This window comes from Nocardia sp. NPDC019219 (assembly GCF_040632645.1).
GTDB classification, from domain to species: domain Bacteria; phylum Actinomycetota; class Actinomycetes; order Mycobacteriales; family Mycobacteriaceae; genus Nocardia; species Nocardia sputorum.
In genome coordinates, this window is record NZ_JBEYCG010000003.1 from 274,352 (window position 1) to 292,549 (window position 18,198).

2 protein-coding genes (1 of these 2 running past the window's edge) are annotated in these 18,198 nt (G+C 70.5%); both read left to right on the forward strand.

Annotated elements, in window-relative coordinates; genetic code table 11:
* Positions 1–17,372: the final stretch of a non-ribosomal peptide synthase/polyketide synthase gene (locus ABZ552_RS08440; protein ID WP_357436196.1), read on the forward strand. 26,296 nt of this gene lie to the left of the window's left edge; 17,372 of the gene's 43,668 nt are visible here — the last part of the coding sequence; its start codon lies beyond the left edge, outside the window; it ends in the stop codon at positions 17,370–17,372.
* Between the two features lie 232 nt (positions 17,373–17,604).
* Positions 17,605–18,180, forward strand: a complete 576-nt coding sequence (locus ABZ552_RS08445) for a Uma2 family endonuclease (protein ID WP_281877416.1) — start codon at positions 17,605–17,607, stop codon at positions 18,178–18,180.
* Positions 18,181–18,198: the final 18 nt, after the last annotated feature.

The window sequence follows — 18,198 nt, forward strand, 5'->3', positions numbered from 1 at the left end:
ACGGGGCGGTGCCGATCGGTCTGCCGGTGTGGAACGCGCAGGCGTACGTCCTGGATTCGCGCCTGCACCCGGTGCCGGCGAACGTCGCGGGTGAGCTGTACCTCGCGGGGGAACAACTGGCGCGCGGCTACTTCGGCCGTGCGGATCTGACCGCCGACCGGTTCGTGGCCAACCCTTACGGCGCGCCCGGCGCGCGGATGTACCGCACCGGTGACTTGGTGCGCCGGGACGCCACCGGCGCGATCGAGTACCTGGGCCGCACCGACTTCCAGGTGAAGCTGCGCGGTCTGCGCATCGAACTCGGCGAGATCGAGACCGCGCTGACCGCGCACGAATCGGTCGCGCAGTCGGTCGCGCTGGTGCGTTCCGACGCGCACACCGGCGACCAGCTGGTGGGTTACGTCGTGCCAGCCGGCGGCGCGACGGTGGACGTCGAGGCGTTGCGCGCGCACCTGGCCGCGCAGCTGCCGTCGTACATGGTGCCCGCCGCGATCGTGGTGCTCGACGCGATGCCGTTGAACCCGAACGGCAAGCTGGATCGGCGCGCGCTGCCCGAACCCGTCTTCGAGGCGCGGGAATTCCGCGCGCCGTCGACGCCGGTGGAGGAGATCGTCGCCGACGTCTTCGCCGAGGTGCTCGGCCTGGCGCAGGCCGAACGCGCGGTCGGCCTCGACGACGACTTCTTCGAGCTGGGCGGCAACTCACTGATCGCCACCCAGGTGGTGGCGCGTCTCGGCGCCGCGCTGGACACCCGGATCCCGGTCCGCACGCTGTTCGAGGCGCCGACCGTGGCCGCGCTCGCTGCGCGAGTCGAGTCGCACCAGGGCACCGGACGCCGCCGCGAGCTGGTGGCGGGCCCGCGTCCGCCGAAGATCCCGCTGTCGCTGGCGCAGCAGCGGATGTGGTTCCTGAACCGGTTCGACAACCAGACCGCGGTGAACAACATCCCGCTCGCGGTCCGGCTCACCGGCACCCTGGACACCGAGGCGCTGCGGCAGGCCGTCGCCGACGTGGTCGACCGGCACGAGGTGCTGCGCACCGTCTACCCGGAGACCGCCGACGGCCAGGGCGTGCAGGTCGTGCTGCCCGCCGGGCACAGCGCCGTCGATCTCACCCCGATCGAGGTGTCCGAGGCCGAGATCTCCGAGCGGATCAGCGAACTGGTGCTGACCGGTTTCGACGTCACCGCCGAGGTCCCGGTGCGCGCGCAGCTGTTCCGCATCGCGGGCTCGATGGACGGCTCGCAGCCCGACACCCACGTGCTGGTGTTCGTGGTGCACCACATCTCCGGCGACGGCTGGTCGGTGCGCCCGCTGGCGCGCGACGTGATGGTGGCCTACTCGGCGCGTTCGCGCGGCGAGGCGCCCGCCTGGGCTCCGCTGCCGGTGCAGTACGCCGACTACGCGCTGTGGCAGCGCGAGACGCTGGGCTCCGAGGCCGATCCCGCCTCGCTGATCGCCCAGCAGGTCGCGTTCTGGTCCGACACCTTGGCCGGGCTGCCGGATCAGCTGGATCTGCCCTCGGACCGCTCGCGTCCGGCGGTGGCGTCCAACCGCGGTGGGGTGTACGAGTTCTCGCTCGACGCGCGGTTGCTGCGCGAGCTGAACGCGCTGGCCCGCGCGAACGGCGCCAGCTTGTTCATGGTGGTGCACGCGGCGTTCGCCGCGCTGCTGGCGCGGTTGTCCGGCAGCGACGACATCGCCGTCGGCACCGCGGTCGCGGGCCGCGGCGAGGCGGTGCTCGACGACGCCATCGGCATGTTCGTCAACACGCTGGTGCTGCGCAGCGCGGTCGATCCCGCGATGCCGTTCACCGAACTGCTCGCCCGCACCAAGGACACCGATCTCGCGGCGTTCGCGCACGCGGACCTGCCGTTCGAGCGGTTGGTGGAAATCCTGAACCCGGCGCGTTCGCAGGCGCGGCACCCGCTGTTCCAGGTGATGCTGTCGTTCCAGAACACCGGTGAGGCCACCTTCGAGCTGCCCGGCCTGGAAGTGGCCGGGGTGCCGCTGGACGTGGTGACCGCCAAGTTCGACCTGCATCTCAACCTCGCCGACCGGTTCGACGCCTCGGGCGCGGCCGACGGCATGACCGCCGAATTCGCCTACGCCACCGACATGTTCGACCCCGACACCATCGCGGGCGTCGCGTCGCGGCTGGTGCGGATGCTGAGCGCGATCGCCGCGGACGCGTCCGTGGCGATCGGCGATGTGGAACTGCTCGACAGCGTCGAGCGCACCGAGGTGCTCGAACGGTGGAACGACACCGCGCACCCGGTGGACCCGGCCGCCACCCTGGTGTCGATGTTCGCCGCCCAGCTGGCGCGGACCCCGGACGCGCCCGCGGTGACGTTCGAGGGGACGAGTCTGTCCTACGCCGAGTTCGCTTCCAGGGTGAACCGCCTTGCCCGGCATCTGATCTCGCTGGGCGTCGGCCCCGATTCGATGGTCGCGCTGGGTATGCGCCGCTCGATCGACCTGGTGGTCGGCATGTACGCGGTGAGCGTCGCCGGTGGCGCGTACGTGCCGCTGGACCCGGATCACCCGGCCGACCGCACTCGGTATGTGCTCGACACCGCGCAGCCGGTGTGCGTGCTCACCACCTCCCGCGACGGGTTCGACGCGGGGGCGACCCGGGCGATCGAGATCGACGTGGTGTCCCTGGCCGGTTACTCCGACGAGCCGGTCACCGACGCCGATCGCCGTGCGCCGCTGCGTGCGTCGAACACCGCGTACGTGATCTTCACGTCCGGTTCGACCGGCCGCCCGAAGGGTGTGGCGGTCTCGCACGCCGCGATCGTCAACCGCCTGGTGTGGATGCAGGACGAGTACGGCTTGGACCACACCGACGTGGTGTTGCAGAAGACCCCGGCCACGTTCGACGTGTCGGTGTGGGAGTTCTTCTGGCCGTTGCAGGTCGGCGCGCGCCTGGTGGTGGCGAAGCCGGACGGTCATCGCGATCCGGCCTACCTCGTGCAGGTCATCACCGGCGAGCGGGTCACCACGGCGCACTTCGTGCCGTCGATGCTGTCGGTGTTCGTCGCCGAGGAACGCGCCGACGAGTGCACCAGCCTGCGCAACGTCTTCGCCTCGGGTGAGGCGCTGCCCGCGCAGACGGCGCAGAAGCTCGTCGAGCTGACCGGCGCTCGCTTGCACAACCTGTACGGCCCGACCGAGGCCGCGGTCGACGTCACCTTCCACGAGGTGACCGAGGCCGACGCGGTGTCGGTGCCGATCGGCGCCCCGGTGTTCAACACCCAGGTGTACGTGCTGGATTCGCGGCTGCACCCGGTGCCGGTGGGTGTCGCGGGTGAGCTGTATCTCGCGGGCGTGCAACTGGCCCGCGGCTACGTCGCGCGTCCGGATCTGACCTCCGACCGGTTCGTGGCCAACCCCTACGGCGCCCCGGGCGAGCGGATGTACCGCACCGGCGACCTGGTCACCTGGACCGACAAGGGCGAGCTGGAGTACCTGGGCCGCACCGACTTCCAGGTGAAGCTGCGCGGTCTGCGCATCGAGCTGGGCGAGATCGAGTCGGCGCTCACGGCGCTGGACTCGATCGCCCAGGCGGTGGTCGTGGTGCGCTCGGACGATCGATTGGGCGACCAGCTGGTCGCGTACGTCATCGCGACCGCCGGACGTGCGGTGGACATCGAGGGCGTACGCGCCGAACTCGGCGGCGAGCTGCCCGCGTACATGGTGCCGTCGGCGTTCGTCGTGCTGGAGGCGTTCCCGCTGAACGCGTCCGGCAAGCTGGATCGCAAGGCGCTGCCCGCGCCGGTGTTCGAGGCCAAGGTGTTCCGCGCCCCGTCCACCCCGATCGAGGAGATCGTGGCGGGCACCTTCGCCGACGTGCTCGGCGTCGCCCGCGTGGGCCTGGACGACGACTTCTTCGAACTCGGCGGCAACTCGCTGCTGGCCACCCAGGTGACCGCGCGGCTGGGCGCCGCCCTGGACACCCGGCTCGCGGTGCGCGACCTGTTCGAGGCGTCCACCGTGGTGGCGCTGGCCGCCCGGGTGGAGCACAACGCCGGCTCCGGCCGGGACCGGCCGCGCCTGGAGGCGGGGGAGCGCCCGGCGCGCATCCCGCTCTCGCCCGCGCAGCAGCGGTACTGGTTCCTCAACCAGTTCGACACGGCCACTTCGGCGGTGGACAACATCCCGCTGGCCGTCCGGCTGTCCGGCACGCTCGACGTGGCCGCGCTGGAACAGGCCATCGGCGACGTGTTCGCCCGCCACGAGGTGCTGCGCACCACCTACCCGCGTTCGGCGGAGGGCCCGCATCAGGTGATCCGTCCGGCGGACCGGTCGGCGGCGGCGCTCAGCCCGATCGACGTCACCGAGGAGGATCTGCTCGGCGCCGTCATCGGTTTCGCGTTGACCACCTTCGACGTCACCGTCGAGGTGCCGTTGGCCGTGGCGCTGTTCCGGATCGCCGACAACGACCACGTGCTCGCGTTCACCGTGCACCATGTGGCCGCCGACGGCTCGTCGATGGGCCCGCTGGCTCGCGACGTGATGGCCGCCTACGTGGCGCGAGTGCAGGGCGAGGCGCCGCAGTGGCAGCCGCTGCCGGTGCAGTACGCCGACTACGCGCTGTGGCAGCGCGCGGTGCTCGGTTCGGAGGACGATCCGGAATCGCTGGCCGCGCAGCAGGTGGCGTACTGGACGGCCACGCTGGCCGGCCTGCCCGATCAGCTGGAACTGCCCGCCGACCGGCCGCGCCCGCCCGCGCAGTCGTTCCAGGGCAAGGCGATCCGCTTCGAGATCGACCCGCAGCGGCACGCCCGCCTGCACGAATTGGCGCGCGCGCACAACGCGTCGCTGTTCATGGTGGTGCACGCGGCGCTGGCGGTGTTGCTGTCGCGGCTGTCCGGCACCGACGACATCGCGGTCGGCACGCCGATCGCCGGTCGTGGTGAACGCGAACTCGACGACCTGATCGGCATGTTCGTCAACACCCTGGTGTTCCGAACCGCGGTGAACGCCGGTGCCTCGTTCGCCGACCTGCTCGGCGACGTGAAGGAACGCGACCTGGAGGCGTTCGCCAACGCCGACGTGCCGTTCGAGCGCCTGGTCGAGGTGCTCAACCCGGTGCGCTCGACCGCGCGCAACCCGCTGTTCCAGGTGGGCCTGTCGTTCCAGAACCTGGCCGAGACCACCTTCGAGCTGCCCGGCCTGACGGTGAGCGCGGTCAACTTCGACTCGCAGCTGGCCAAGACCGACCTGCACGTCACGCTGTACGACCGGTACGCCGAGGACGGCACGCCCGCCGAGATCATCACCGAATTCGGTTACGCCACCGATCTGTTCGACGAGAGCACGGTGCAGGGCTTCGCCGACCGGTTCCTGCGGGTGCTCGACGCCGTGCTGACCGACGCCACGGTGCGGGTGGGTGAGATCGATCTGCTCGCGCCCGAGGAGAGCGAGCGCATCCTCACCGCGTGGAACGACACCGCATACGATCTCGATGCTCTGCTCGCGGCGCGTTCCGCGGGCTCCACGCACACCGCGACGCTGGTGTCGCTGCTGGATGCCACGGTGGCCGCCACCCCGGACGCGGTGGCGCTGGTCGCCGACGAGCCGACCGGCCGCCGGGAGCTGACCTACGCCGCGCTGGACGCGCGGGTCAACCGCCTGGCCCGGTACCTGATCGGCCGCGGCGTCGGACCGGAGGACCGGGTCGCGCTGGCGATTCGCCGCTCCACCGATCTCGTGGTCGCGATGTACGCGGTCGCCAAGGCCGGTGCGGCCTACGTGCCGATCGATCCCGATCAGCCCGCCGAGCGGACCGATTACATCCTCGGCACCGCCGCTCCGGTGTGCGTGCTGACCACCGGCCGGGACGGTTTCCACACCGCGGCGGCCGACGTGGTGCAGATCGACGCGCTCGACCTCGCCGAGTACGCGGCCGCTCCGGTGACCGCGGGCGAGCGCACCGGTGCGCTGACCCCGGCGAACACCGCCTACGTGATCTTCACCTCCGGTTCGACGGGTCAGCCCAAGGGCGTCGCCGTCCCGCACGGCGCGATCGTCAACCAGTTGCAGTGGGAGACGACCGTCTTCGAGCTGGGCGCGGACGACGCGGTGCTGCTGAAGACGGCGGCGACGTTCGACCTCTCGGTCTGGGAGTTCTGGTCGGCCGCGGTGTCCGGTGGCCGCCTGGTGATCTCGTCCGCCGACGGGCACCGCGACCCGGCGTACCTGAACGAGCTGATGCGCGCCACCGGCGTCACCACGCTGCACGTGGTGCCGTCCATGCTGGACGCGCTGCTCACCGAATCCGGTGGCCGCCTGTCGGACTCGCTGCGCCGGGTGCTGGCCATCGGTGAGGCGCTGCCCGCGGCGACCGCCCAGCGGTTGCGCCGCCACAACGCCGCCGAACTGCACAACCTGTACGGTCCGACCGAGGCGGCGGTGTCGATCACCAGCCACCTGGTCACCGATGCCGACGAGGCGTCGGTGTCGATCGGCGCGCCGGAGTGGAACAGCCGGGTGTACGTGCTCGACTCCCGCCTGCGGCCGGTGCCGGTCGGCGTCTCGGGCGAGCTGTACCTCGCCGGTGCGCAGCTGGCGCGCGGTTACTTCGGGCGTTCCGATCTGACGGCCGACCGGTTCGTCGCCGATCCGTTCGGTGCGCCGGGCGACCGGATGTACCGCACCGGCGACCTGGTGGCCTGGAGCGCCACCGGCGAGCTGGACTACCGCGGCCGCACCGACTTCCAGGTGAAGATCCGCGGCTTCCGCATCGAACTCGGCGAGATCGAGGCGGCGCTGTTGCGGCAGGACATGGTGAGCGCGGCGGCCGTCGTCGCGCACACCGATCCCAGCATCGGCGACCGGCTGGTCGCCTACGTGGTGACCCGCACGGGCACGCTGGACAAGCGCGCGCTGCAGTCCGCGCTGTCGGCCGAGCTGCCGTCGTACATGGTGCCGTCGATGCTGATCCAGCTGGAGACGTTGCCGCTCAACGCCAACGGCAAACTGGACCGCAAGGCGCTGCCGGAGCCCACCTTCGAGAAGGCGGTCTTCCGGGCGCCGGTGACGCCGATCGAGCAGATCGTGGCGAACACGTTCGCGGAGGTGCTGCGGCTCTCCGATCGCGAAGGGGGCGAGGCCAAGCGACTCGGCCTGGACGACGACTTCTTCGCGTGGGGCGGCAACTCGCTGCTGGCGACGCAGGTCGCCGCCCGCCTGGGCGAGGCGCTCAACACCCGGGTGCCGGTGCGCCTGCTGTTCGAGGCGTCCACCGTGGCCGCGCTGGCGGTGCGCGTGGAGCAGCACGCCGACATGGGCGGCCGCCGCGCGCTGACGGCGGGTCCGCGGCCGGAGCACATTCCGCTGTCGCTGGCGCAGCAGCGCATGTGGTTCCTCAACCGGTTCGACACCCAGTCGGCGGCCTACAACGTGCCGATCGCGGTGCGGCTGTCGGGCGCGCTGGACGTGGCCGCGCTGCGCGCCGCCATCGCGGACCTGGTGAGCAGGCACGAGATCCTGCGCACGGTCTACCCGCAGACCGAGGCGGGCCCGGTGCAGGTCATCCTGCCGCCCGCCCAGGCCGTGCCGCGCCTGGAGGTGCGGGTGGTCGCGCCGTCGCAGATCGAGTCCGCCGTGGTGGCGCTGACCTCGACGATCTTCGACGTCACCACCGAGGTGCCGGTGAAGGTCGCGCTGTTCCAGCTCGCCGGAGAGGGCGCGCAGACCGGAGCCGACGGGCCGGTGGACTACGTGCTGGCCATGGTCGTGCACCACATCTCCGGTGACGGCTCCTCGGTCGGCCCGCTGACCAGGGACCTGATGATCGCCTACGCCGCGCGGTCGGCGGGCGAGGCGCCGAACTGGGCGCCGCTGCAGGTCCAGTACGCGGACTACAGCATCTGGCAGCGGGAACTGCTCGGCGACGAGAACGATCCGGAATCGCTGGCCGCCAAGCAGGTCGCCTACTGGAAGCAGGCACTGGCAGAACTGCCCGACCAGCTGGACCTGCCCTCGGACCGGCCGCGCCCGGCGGTGCAGTCGTTCGCGGGCGGCAAGGTCGAGCTGCGGGTGGACGCGCAGACCCATCAGGCGCTGATCGAACTGGCGCGCGCGGAGGGCGCGACGCTGTTCATGGTCGTGCACACCGCGCTCGCCGTCCTGTTGTCCAGATTGTCCGGCACCGACGACATCGCGATCGGCACGCCGATGGCGGGCCGTGGCGAGGCCGCGCTCGACGACCTGATCGGCATGTTCGTCAACACCCTGGTGTTCCGCACCCGGGTGGAGGCGGGCGAGGCGTTCACCGATCTGCTCGCCCGCCAGCGCGAGACCGACATCCAGGCGTTCGCCAACGCCGACGTGCCGTTCGAGCGCCTGGTGGAGGTGCTCAACCCGGTGCGTTCGACCGCGCGGCACCCGCTGTTCCAGGTGGGTCTGTCGTTCCAGAATCTGGCGCAGTCCGCGCTGGAGCTGCCCGGCCTGAGCGTGTCCGGCCTGGACATCGACACCGAGCTGTCCCAGTTCGACCTGCACCTGATCGCGACCGACCGCTACGACGACGCCGGCGTGCCCGAGGGCATCACCGGGTTCTTCACCTACGCGACCGACATGTTCGATCGCGCCACGGTGCAGGGCTTCGTGGACCGGTTCGCGCGCCTGCTCGGCGAGATCGTCGCCGCGCCGCGTACCCCGGTCGGCGACCTCGAACTGCTCGAGGCCGCCGAGCGGACCCAGCTGCTCACCGCGCGCAACGCGACCGCGCGGCCGGTGGACACCTCCGCCACGCTGGTGTCGCTGCTGGACGCCACGGTCGCGGCCGGGCCGAAGGAAGTCGCGCTCGTCACCGAGGACGGCGAGTCGATCACCTATGGTGCGCTCGACGCGCGGGTGAATCGTCTTGCCCGGCATTTGATTTCGTTGGGTGTGGGGCCGGAGTCGCGGGTGGCGCTGGCGTTGCGCCGGTCGGTGGATCTGATCGTGGCGATGTATGCGGTGGCGAAGTCCGGTGGTGCGTATGTGCCGGTGGATCCGGATCAGGCTGCCGAGCGGACGAGCTACATTCTCGAGACGGCGGCACCGGTGTGTGTGCTGACCAACGCCGATGCCGAGTTCGAGACCGATGTCGCCGATGTTGTGCGTATTGATGAGCTGGATTTGTCGGGTGTGGACGGCAAGCCGGTTACTGATGCCGATCGGGTCGCACCCCTGCGTCCGGAGAACACGGCGTATGTGATCTTCACGTCTGGTTCGACGGGTCGTCCGAAGGGTGTGGCGGTTCCGCATGGGGCGATCGCGAACCAGTTGCAGTGGAAGAACGTCGAATTCGGCTTGGATGCGGCGGATGCGATCCTGTTGAAGACGGCGGCGACGTTCGACTTGTCGGTATGGGAGTTCTGGTCGGCCGCTGTCTGCGGCGGTCGCCTGGTCATCGCTTCGCCGGACGGTCACCGCGACCCGGCGTACCTCAACGAGTTGATGGCTCGCGAGTGGGTCACCACGCTGCATGTGGTGCCGTCGATGCTGGACGCGTTGCTGACGGCTGGTATGCCGAACTCGCTGTGGCGGGTGTTGGCGATTGGTGAGGCTCTGCCGGGTTCGGTCGCCCAGCGGTTCCTGCGGGAACACCCGCGCACGGAACTGTTCAACCTCTACGGTCCGACCGAGGCGGCGGTGTCGATCACCAGCCACCGGGTCACTCTCGCCGACGAGACCTCCGTGTCGATCGGCGCGCCGGAATGGAACAGCCAGGTCTACGTCCTCGACTCCCGGCTGCGGCCGGTGCCGGACGGCGTCTCCGGCGAGTTGTACCTCGCCGGCGCGCAATTGGCGCGTGGTTACTTCGGTCGTGCCGACCTCACGGCAGATCGGTTCGTGGCGAATCCGTTCCAGCCCGGCGAGCGGATGTATCGCACGGGTGACTTGGTCGCGTGGAACAGCGCCGGTGAACTCGAATACCGGGGTCGTACGGACTTCCAGGTGAAGATCCGTGGTTTCCGCATCGAGTTGGGTGAGATCGAGGCCGCGCTGCTGGCGCTGCCCGAGATCGCGCAGACCGCGGTGATCGCGAAGTCCGACCCGAAGACCGGTGACCGGTTGGTGGCCTACTTGGTCCCGAGCGATGCCGATGCCGGTGTCGATGTGGCGCAGGTGAAGTCGGAACTCACCGCTGGGTTGCCGTCGTACATGGTGCCCGCGGCGTTCGTGGTGCTGGATGCGTTGCCGTTGAACGTCAACGGCAAGCTCGACCGCAAGGCGTTGCCCGAGCCCGAGTTCGAGGTTCAAGCGTTCCGCGCTCCCTCGACTCCGATCGAGGAGATCGTGGCGAACGTGTTCGCCGAGGTGCTCGGTGTCGAACGCGTCGGCGCGGACGACGACTTCTTCGCGCTGGGCGGTAACTCGTTGCTGGCGACGCAGGTCGCCGCGCGTATCGGCGCGGCGCTGGATGCCCGTGTGCCGGTGCGTGTGCTGTTCGAGGCCTCCACCGTGGCCGGATTGGCCGCGAAGGTCGAGCAGCACGCGGGCGCCGGTGGCCGTCGCGAGCTGGTCGCCGGACCGCGTCCGGACCACATTCCGCTGTCGCTGGCGCAGCAGCGCATGTGGTTCCTCAACCAGTTCGACACCGCCTCGGCCGTGAACAACATCCCGGTGGCCGTGCGGCTCACCGGCGAACTGGATGTCGAAGCGCTGCAAGCGGCGGTCGGCGACGTCATAGCCAGGCACGAGACCCTGCGCACCGTCTACCCGGAGCAGGGTGGCGCGGCGCACCAGGTCATCGTGCCCGTCGAGCGGGCACTGCCGGACTTGCGGCCGGAAGCGGTCGCGCCCGAGGACATCCGCCACCGGATCATCGAGGTGATCTCGGCCGGATTCGACGTGACCACCGAGGTTCCGTTGCGGGCGAAGCTGTTCCGGGTGACGGACGGGGCAGCCGACACGTCGTACGTGCTCGTGTTCGTCGCGCACCACATCAGCGCGGACGGCTGGTCGATGGGCCCGCTGACGCGTGACGTGATGCTCGCCTACGCGGCCCGTTCGGCCGGGGTGGAACCGGGCTGGGCGCCGCTGCCGGTGCAGTACGCCGACTTCAGCCTGTGGCAGCGCGACGTGCTCGGCTCCGAGGACGACCCGGAGAGTCTGATCTCGCAGCAGGCCCAGTACTGGCGCACCGCGCTGGCCGGGCTGCCGGACGAACTCAACCTGCCTGCCGACCGGCCGCGTCCGACGACGCAGTCGTTCGCCGGTGGACGCGTGGTGTTCCCGATCTCCGGCGAGCTGCACGGCAGGCTCACCGAGATCGCCAGGGAGCAGAACGCGACGCTGTTCATGGTCGTGCACGCCGCGCTCGCGCTGTTCCTGGCGCGCATGTCCGGCACCGACGACATCGCCGTCGGCACGCCCATCGCGGGCCGCGGCGAAGCGGAACTCGACGACGTGATCGGCATGTTCGTCAACACCCTGGTGCTGCGCTCGCACGTCGACGGCGACTTGACCTTCGGCCAGTTCCTGGCCCGCACCAAGGACGCCGACCTGCAGGCGTTCGCACACGCGGACCTGCCGTTCGAGCGGCTGGTGGAACTGCTCAATCCGGAGCGCTCCACCGCGCGGCACCCGCTGTTCCAGGTGGCGCTGTCGTTCGAGAATCTGCCCGAGAGCAGCTTCGAACTGCCCGGCTTGCACGTGGGCGCGGTCGATTTCGACGTCGACACCGCCAAGTTCGACCTGTCGCTGACCATCCGCGAGGCCGGGGAGAACCCCGACGACGCGGGCATGTACGCGGAGTTCTCCTTCGCGCGCGACCTGTTCGACGACGAGACGGTGCGGGTGTTCGCCGAGCGCTTCACCAGGCTGCTCACCGCGATCGCCACCGACCGGGAAACCCCGATCGGCGACCTGCCGCTGCTGGACGCGGCCGAGTACCACCTGCTCACGCACGTGGCGGGCGAGGACGTCATGGCCACCGGCCTGCTGCCGGACCTGCTGCAGCACGGCGCGCGGCTGGACCCCGAGCAGATCGCGGTGCGCTACCAGGGCCGCTCGATCACCTACCGCGAACTGGACGAGTACTCCTCGCGCCTGGCGCGGGTGCTCATCTCGCGCGGCGTGGGCCCGGAGCGCATCGTGGCGCTGTCGTTCCCGCGGTCCTACGAGATGGTCGCCGCGTTCTGGGCGGTGGCCAAGGCCGGCGGCGCGCACGTGCCGGTCGACCCGACCTACCCCGAAGACCGCATGCGGCACATGGTCAACGACTCCGGCGCGGTCATCGGCATCACCGCGAGCGAGTACGTCGACCGGCTGCCGCGCGACGTGGAGTGGCTGCGGATCGATGATCCGGAGTTGGGTGAACTGGTCGAGAGCCAGTCCGCCGAGCAGGTCACCGACGCCGACCGGATCTCCACGCTGGCGATGCGCCACCCGGCGTACGTCATCTACACCTCCGGCTCGACCGGTATGCCCAAGGGCGTCACCGTGACCCACGCGGGCATGGGCGGCCTGGTCGGCGTCGCGGCGGATCTGTACCAGCTGGAATCGCACCATCGGTTCCTGCACATCTGCTCGCCCAGCTTCGACCCGTCGGTGCTGGAGTGGCTGTGCGCCGCCTACACCGGCGCGACGCTGGTGGTCGTGCCGTCGACCATCATCGGCGGACCGGACCTCGCGGAGCTGCTGCGCACCGAGCGGGTCAGCCACACGATCATCACCCCCGCGGTGCTGGGCACGGTCGATCCGGAAGGCATGGAGGCGCTCGAGGTGGCCTCCGTCGGTGGTGACGTCACCACGCCGGAGCTGCTGGCCAAGTGGTGGCCGGGCCGGAAGTACTTCAACGCCTACGGCCCGACCGAGACGACGATCATCTCCTCCTACGCCCAGCTCACCCCGGGCAGGCACATCACCATCGGCCGTCCGGTGCGCGGCATGTCCGCGCTGGTGCTGGACAACCGGCTCAACCCGGTGCCGCCGGGCGTCGCGGGCGAGCTGTACCTGGCCGGTGGCGCGCTGGCGCGCGGCTACCACAACCGCCCCGACCTCACGGCGGAACGGTTCATCGCCAACCCGTGGAGCGACGAGGGCGCGCGGATGTACCGCACCGGCGACGTGGTGCGCTGGTTCGCCGAACCCGGCGAGCGCGCGGGCAACGCCGCGTTGCCGTCGGTGCCCTGGCAACTGGACTACGTGGGCCGCTCGGACTTCCAGGTGAAGATCCGCGGCTTCCGCATCGAGCTGGGCGAGATCGACACCGTGCTGGCGAGCCACGAGGACGTCGAGTACGCGATCACGATCGGCCGCAAGACCGAGGCGGGCGCGACGATCCTGGTGTCCTACGTGCTGGCCGCGCCGGGCCGGGAGATCGACACCGCGCGGCTGACCGAGTACGCCTCGCGCAGCCTGCCGCCGCACATGGTGCCGACGGCGATCGTGGTGATCGACGAGATCCCGCTGACCCCGGTCGGCAAGCTGGACCGCAAGGCGCTGCCCGAGCCCGAGCTGGCCCCGCGCGAGTTCCGCGCGCCGGCCAGCGAGGTCGAGGCCGTCATCGCCGAGGTGTTCGCCGAGGTGCTCGGCGTCGAGCAGATCGGTTTGGACGACTCGTTCTTCGCGCTCGGCGGCGACAGCATCCTGTCCATCCAGCTGGTCTCGCGGGCCAAGGCGCGCGGCGTGCTGTTCACTCCGCGTGACGTGTTCGAGCGGCGCAGCGTGGCCTCGCTGGCCGAGATCGCCGCGCTCGGCACCGGCGCCGAGCAGGCGCGGTTGGAGGAACTGCCGGGCGGCGGTGTCGGCGAGATCCCGCTGACCCCGATCATGCGGCAGATCCTCGGGAGCGGCTCGTCCTATCAGCGGTTCTCGCAGACGATGGCGCTGCGGCTGCCCGACGGCATCGACCGGGAGACCCTGGTCGCCACCATCGCGGCGGTGTTCGACCACCACGACGTGCTGCGGTCGCGGTTGCGCCGCACCGGCACGGACTGGACCTTCGAGGCGCTGCCGCACGGCGCGGTGGACGTCGACGCCCTGGTGCGGCGGGTGGACCTGGCCGCCGACACCGACGAGGCGGAGCTGGCCCGGGTCGCCACCGAAGCGCTCGACGGGGCGATGGGCGGGCTCGATCCGGCGAATGCGGTGATGGCGCAGTTCGTCTGGTTCGCGTTCGAAGGCGAGCGGCGGGACGTGCTTTTGATCGTCGCGCACCACTTCGTGGTCGACGGCGTGTCCTGGCGCATCCTGATCCCGGATCTGGCGGTCGCCTGGTCGCAGCTGGTCGCCGGTCAGCCGGTGGCGCTGCCCGCCAACGGCACCTCCATGCGGCGCTGGGCGCACAGCCTGGTCGAGGCGGCGAGCTCGCCGGACCGCGTCGCGGAACTGCCGTTCTGGCAGCAGGTTTCGGCCACGCCGGACCCGCTGCTCGGCGAGCGCGCGTTCGATCCGGCGGTGGACACGTTCGCCACCGTCGAGCGGGTGGAGGTCACCGTGCCCGCCGAGGTCACCGACGCGGTGCTCACCGCGATCCCGGGCCTGTACCGGGGCGGTGTGAACGACGGCCTGCTCTCGGCGCTGGCCATGGCGGTCGCCCGCTGGCGCGGCGACGGCTCGGACGCCGCACTGATCAAGCTGGAAGGCCACGGTCGTGAAGAGGACGTCGTACCGGGCGCGGACCTCTCGCGCACGGTCGGCTGGTTCACCGCGGCCTACCCGGTCCGGCTGGACCTGGCAGGCGCCGACCTCACCGACGCGTTCGCCGGTGGCGCCGCGCTGGGCGAGATCGTGAAGTCGATCAAGGAGCAGTTGCTCGCGGTGCCCGACAAGGGTCTCGGCTACGGCCTGCTGCGGCAGCTGAATCCGGAGACCGCGCCGACCCTCGGCGGCGCGGGTGGGAGCAGGGCGGGATCTGACGCAGCGCAGATCAGCTTCAACTACCTGGGCCGGATGTCGGCCGGGGAGATCCCCGAGCAGCTCGCCGAGATCGGCTGGGTGCCGGTGGCCGACCTCGGTCAGCTGGATGTCGACATGGACCTCGACATGCCCGCGAACGCGACGATCGACATCAACGCGATCGTCACCGACTCCGACGAGGGTCCGCGCCTCGGCGCGTCCTTCGCCTTCCCGACCGGCCTGCTGACCCGGGAACGGGTGCAGGAGTTCGCCGAGCTGTGGGTCGAGGCGCTCGCCGCGCTGGCCACGCACGCGCGGCGGCCGGACGCGGGCGGTTTCACGCCGTCGGACATGCCGCTGGTGCGGGTGGGGCAGCAGGACATCGAGCAGTGGGAACGGGCCTACCCGGCGCTGTCGGAGGTGTGGCCGCTGTCGCCGCTGCAGTCGGGTCTGCTGTTCCACGCGATGATGACCCAGTCCACCGTGGACGTGTACACCATGCAGGCCGTGGTGGACCTGGGCGGCACGCTGGACGTGGCGCGGCTGCGGGCGGCGGCCCAGGGCATCGTCGACCGGTACCCGAACCTGCGCACCGCGTTCGTCACCGACGCCGACGGGCAGGCGGTGCAGGTGGTGCTGGATCGGGTCGAGGCGCCGTGGCGCGAGGTGGATCTCACCGAGCTGCCCGCCGACCAGCGGACCGCGGAACTGCGCAGGCAGGTCGCGGCCGATCAGGCGACGCACTTCGACATGGCCACCCCGCCGCTGATCCGGTTCACGCTGTTCCGCAGTGACGAGGCGCAATGGCACCTGGCCATCACCACCCACCACATCCTGCTGGACGGCTGGTCGATGCCGCTGCTCATGCGGGACCTGCTGGTGCTGTACGCGGTGCGCGGCGATCAGACCGCGCTGCCGCGGGTGGCCTCCTACCGCAACTTCCTCGGCTGGCTGGCCGGTCGCGACCGGGACGCCTCGCTGCGCGCCTGGGCGGCGGCGCTGGAGGGCGTCAACGAACCCACCCAGCTCGCAGGCCAGCCGCGCGCCGCGGAGAACTACGAGATCGGCAAGGTGGTCACCGAACTCGACGCCGACCGCACCCGCCGGATCAGCAAGCACGCCGCCGAACTCGGCGTCACGGTGAACACGCTGGTGCAGGCGGCGTGGGGCATCCTGCTCGGGCGTCTGACCGGGCGCGGCGACGTGGTGTTCGGCGCGACGGTGTCCGGCCGCCCGGCCGAGCTGCCCGGCGTCGAGTCGATGGTGGGTCTGTTCATCAACACGCTGCCGGTGCGGCTGCGCATCGACGACCGCCAGACCATCGGCGAGCTGCTGGGCAGGTTGCAGGGCGATCAGGCCGGCTTGCTCGAGCACCACTACGTGGGGCTCACCGACATCCAGCGGGTGGCGGGCACCGGCTCGCTGTTCGACACGCTGCTGGTGTTCGAGTCCTATCCGATGGACAAGGAGGCGATCTCGGCCGCCAGCTCGATCGACGGCATGTCGGTGACCGGCGTCGGCGTCAACGACGCCACGCACTACCCGATGACGCTGCTGGTCATGTCGGAGGCCACCATCGAGCTGACCCTGAAGTACCTGGGCAGCCGGTTCACCGCCGAAGAGGTCGAGACCCTCGCCGAGCGGCTGGTGCGGGTGCTCGAGGCGCTGCTCGGCGATCCGGACGGCCTGGTCGGCGACATCGACATCCTCGATGAAGGCGAACGGGCCCGGCTGCTGGCCGAATCCGGTATCACCGCAACCGCTTCCGCGCCGGAGCCGGTCGGCCGGGTCGGGGCGCGCACGGTGGCCAAGGTGCTCGCCGAGGTCGTCGAAGAGGACCCGGAAGCGTCCGCGCTGCTGGCCGGCGCGGACGAGGTCGCCTTCCACCTGCTGGATCGGCGTTCCTCGCAGCTGGCCCGCGTGCTCATCGACCGCGGCGCCGGACCGGGCGACGTGGTCGCGGTGACGCTGCCGCGTTCGGTGGACGCGGTGGTCGCCGCCTGGGCGGTGCAGAAGGCCGGTGCGGCATGCCTGTTCGCGGGCGACCTCACCGCCGAGGAGCTGTCCGCGGCGGGCGCCGGATACGGCATCAGCCGGCAACCGGTGGCCGACAGCGACCTGCGCTGGGTGGCGCTCGACGACGTCCAGGTGCAGCAGGACATCGCCGCGGCCGCCGCGCATCCGGTCTCCTACGCCGACCGGGTCCGCCCGCTCGGCGAGGAACATCCGGCGTTCGTCGTCGTCACGGCGGACGGGGTCGTCTCGATGACCCAGTCCGAGGCGCTCGACGAGGCCGAACGGGTGCGCGAGGAATACGAGATCGACTACGAGTCGGCCACGTACGCCACCGCGGCCTCGGGCCGCCCCGCCGTCCTGGAGTTCCTGGTCTCCGCCACCGCCGGAGCCCTGTCCGTCCTCCCGACCGGCGACCTCGAGACCGACCTCACCGAGGGCGAGGTCACCCACTGGTTCGCGGCGCCGGGCGAAGCGACCGACGCGGCGGGCGAGGACATCACGATCGTCAGCTGATCGCACCGGACGAGCCCCCTCCCGACATGGGAGGGGGCTCTCCTGGGTGATGGCACCCCGGTCCGGACGCTGCCACGGGTGATCCTCAGCTGGGTCCGTGGTCCACTGAAGCCCGAGGGTATTCGAAGTCGGTTGCCGGACGAGTAGCGGTCCGGATTCGGTTCGTTTGACTACACTCGAGGTCGATCGGCGGCGACCATCGCCACTGTCATACGAGGCCGGAGGTGGTTTCATGGCGATGCCAGTTCCGCATGGCGACGGCTGGACGGCTGCCGACCTCGACCACATGCCCGAAGACGGATTGCGTTACGAGGTGTTGAATGGTCAGCTCGTCGTGAATGCCGCGCCCAAGCCTCGCCACCAGTTGTTGATCAGGTGGCTGGGGCGGGCCCTCGACGCGGTGTTGCCTCCTGGCCGTTTGGTGCTGGAAGGCGTCGGCGTACTGATAGGCGATGACGAGCCGATCCCGGACCTCGTCGTGGTGACCGACTCGATCGACGTAGACGCGAGAGGTGTTCCTGCGCACCAGGTAGAACTGGTTGTAGAAGTCGTGTCGAAATCCACGACGCTGCAAGACCGCATGGTCAAACCGGTGGTCTATGCGGAAGCCGGCATAGCGAACTACTGGCGTTTCGAGCCCAACGCTTTCAAGGGGCAGTTGCCGGGAGAGTCTCTCCCCGTCCTGTTCGCCCACGAACTCGGTGCCGACCACACCTACGAACTGACGCACCGGGTGTCCGCTGGCAACACGGTCACCCTGCGCAGTCCCTTCGAATTCACGATCGACCCGGCAACTCTCCTCCCCTGACCTCGCGCGAGGATGTCC

Excerpts from the sequence above, each read along its gene's own strand:
- ABZ552_RS08445 (WP_281877416.1), top strand. The coding sequence starts at position 17,605 with ATGGCGATGCCAGTTCCGCATGGCGACGGCTGGACGGCTGCCGACCTC.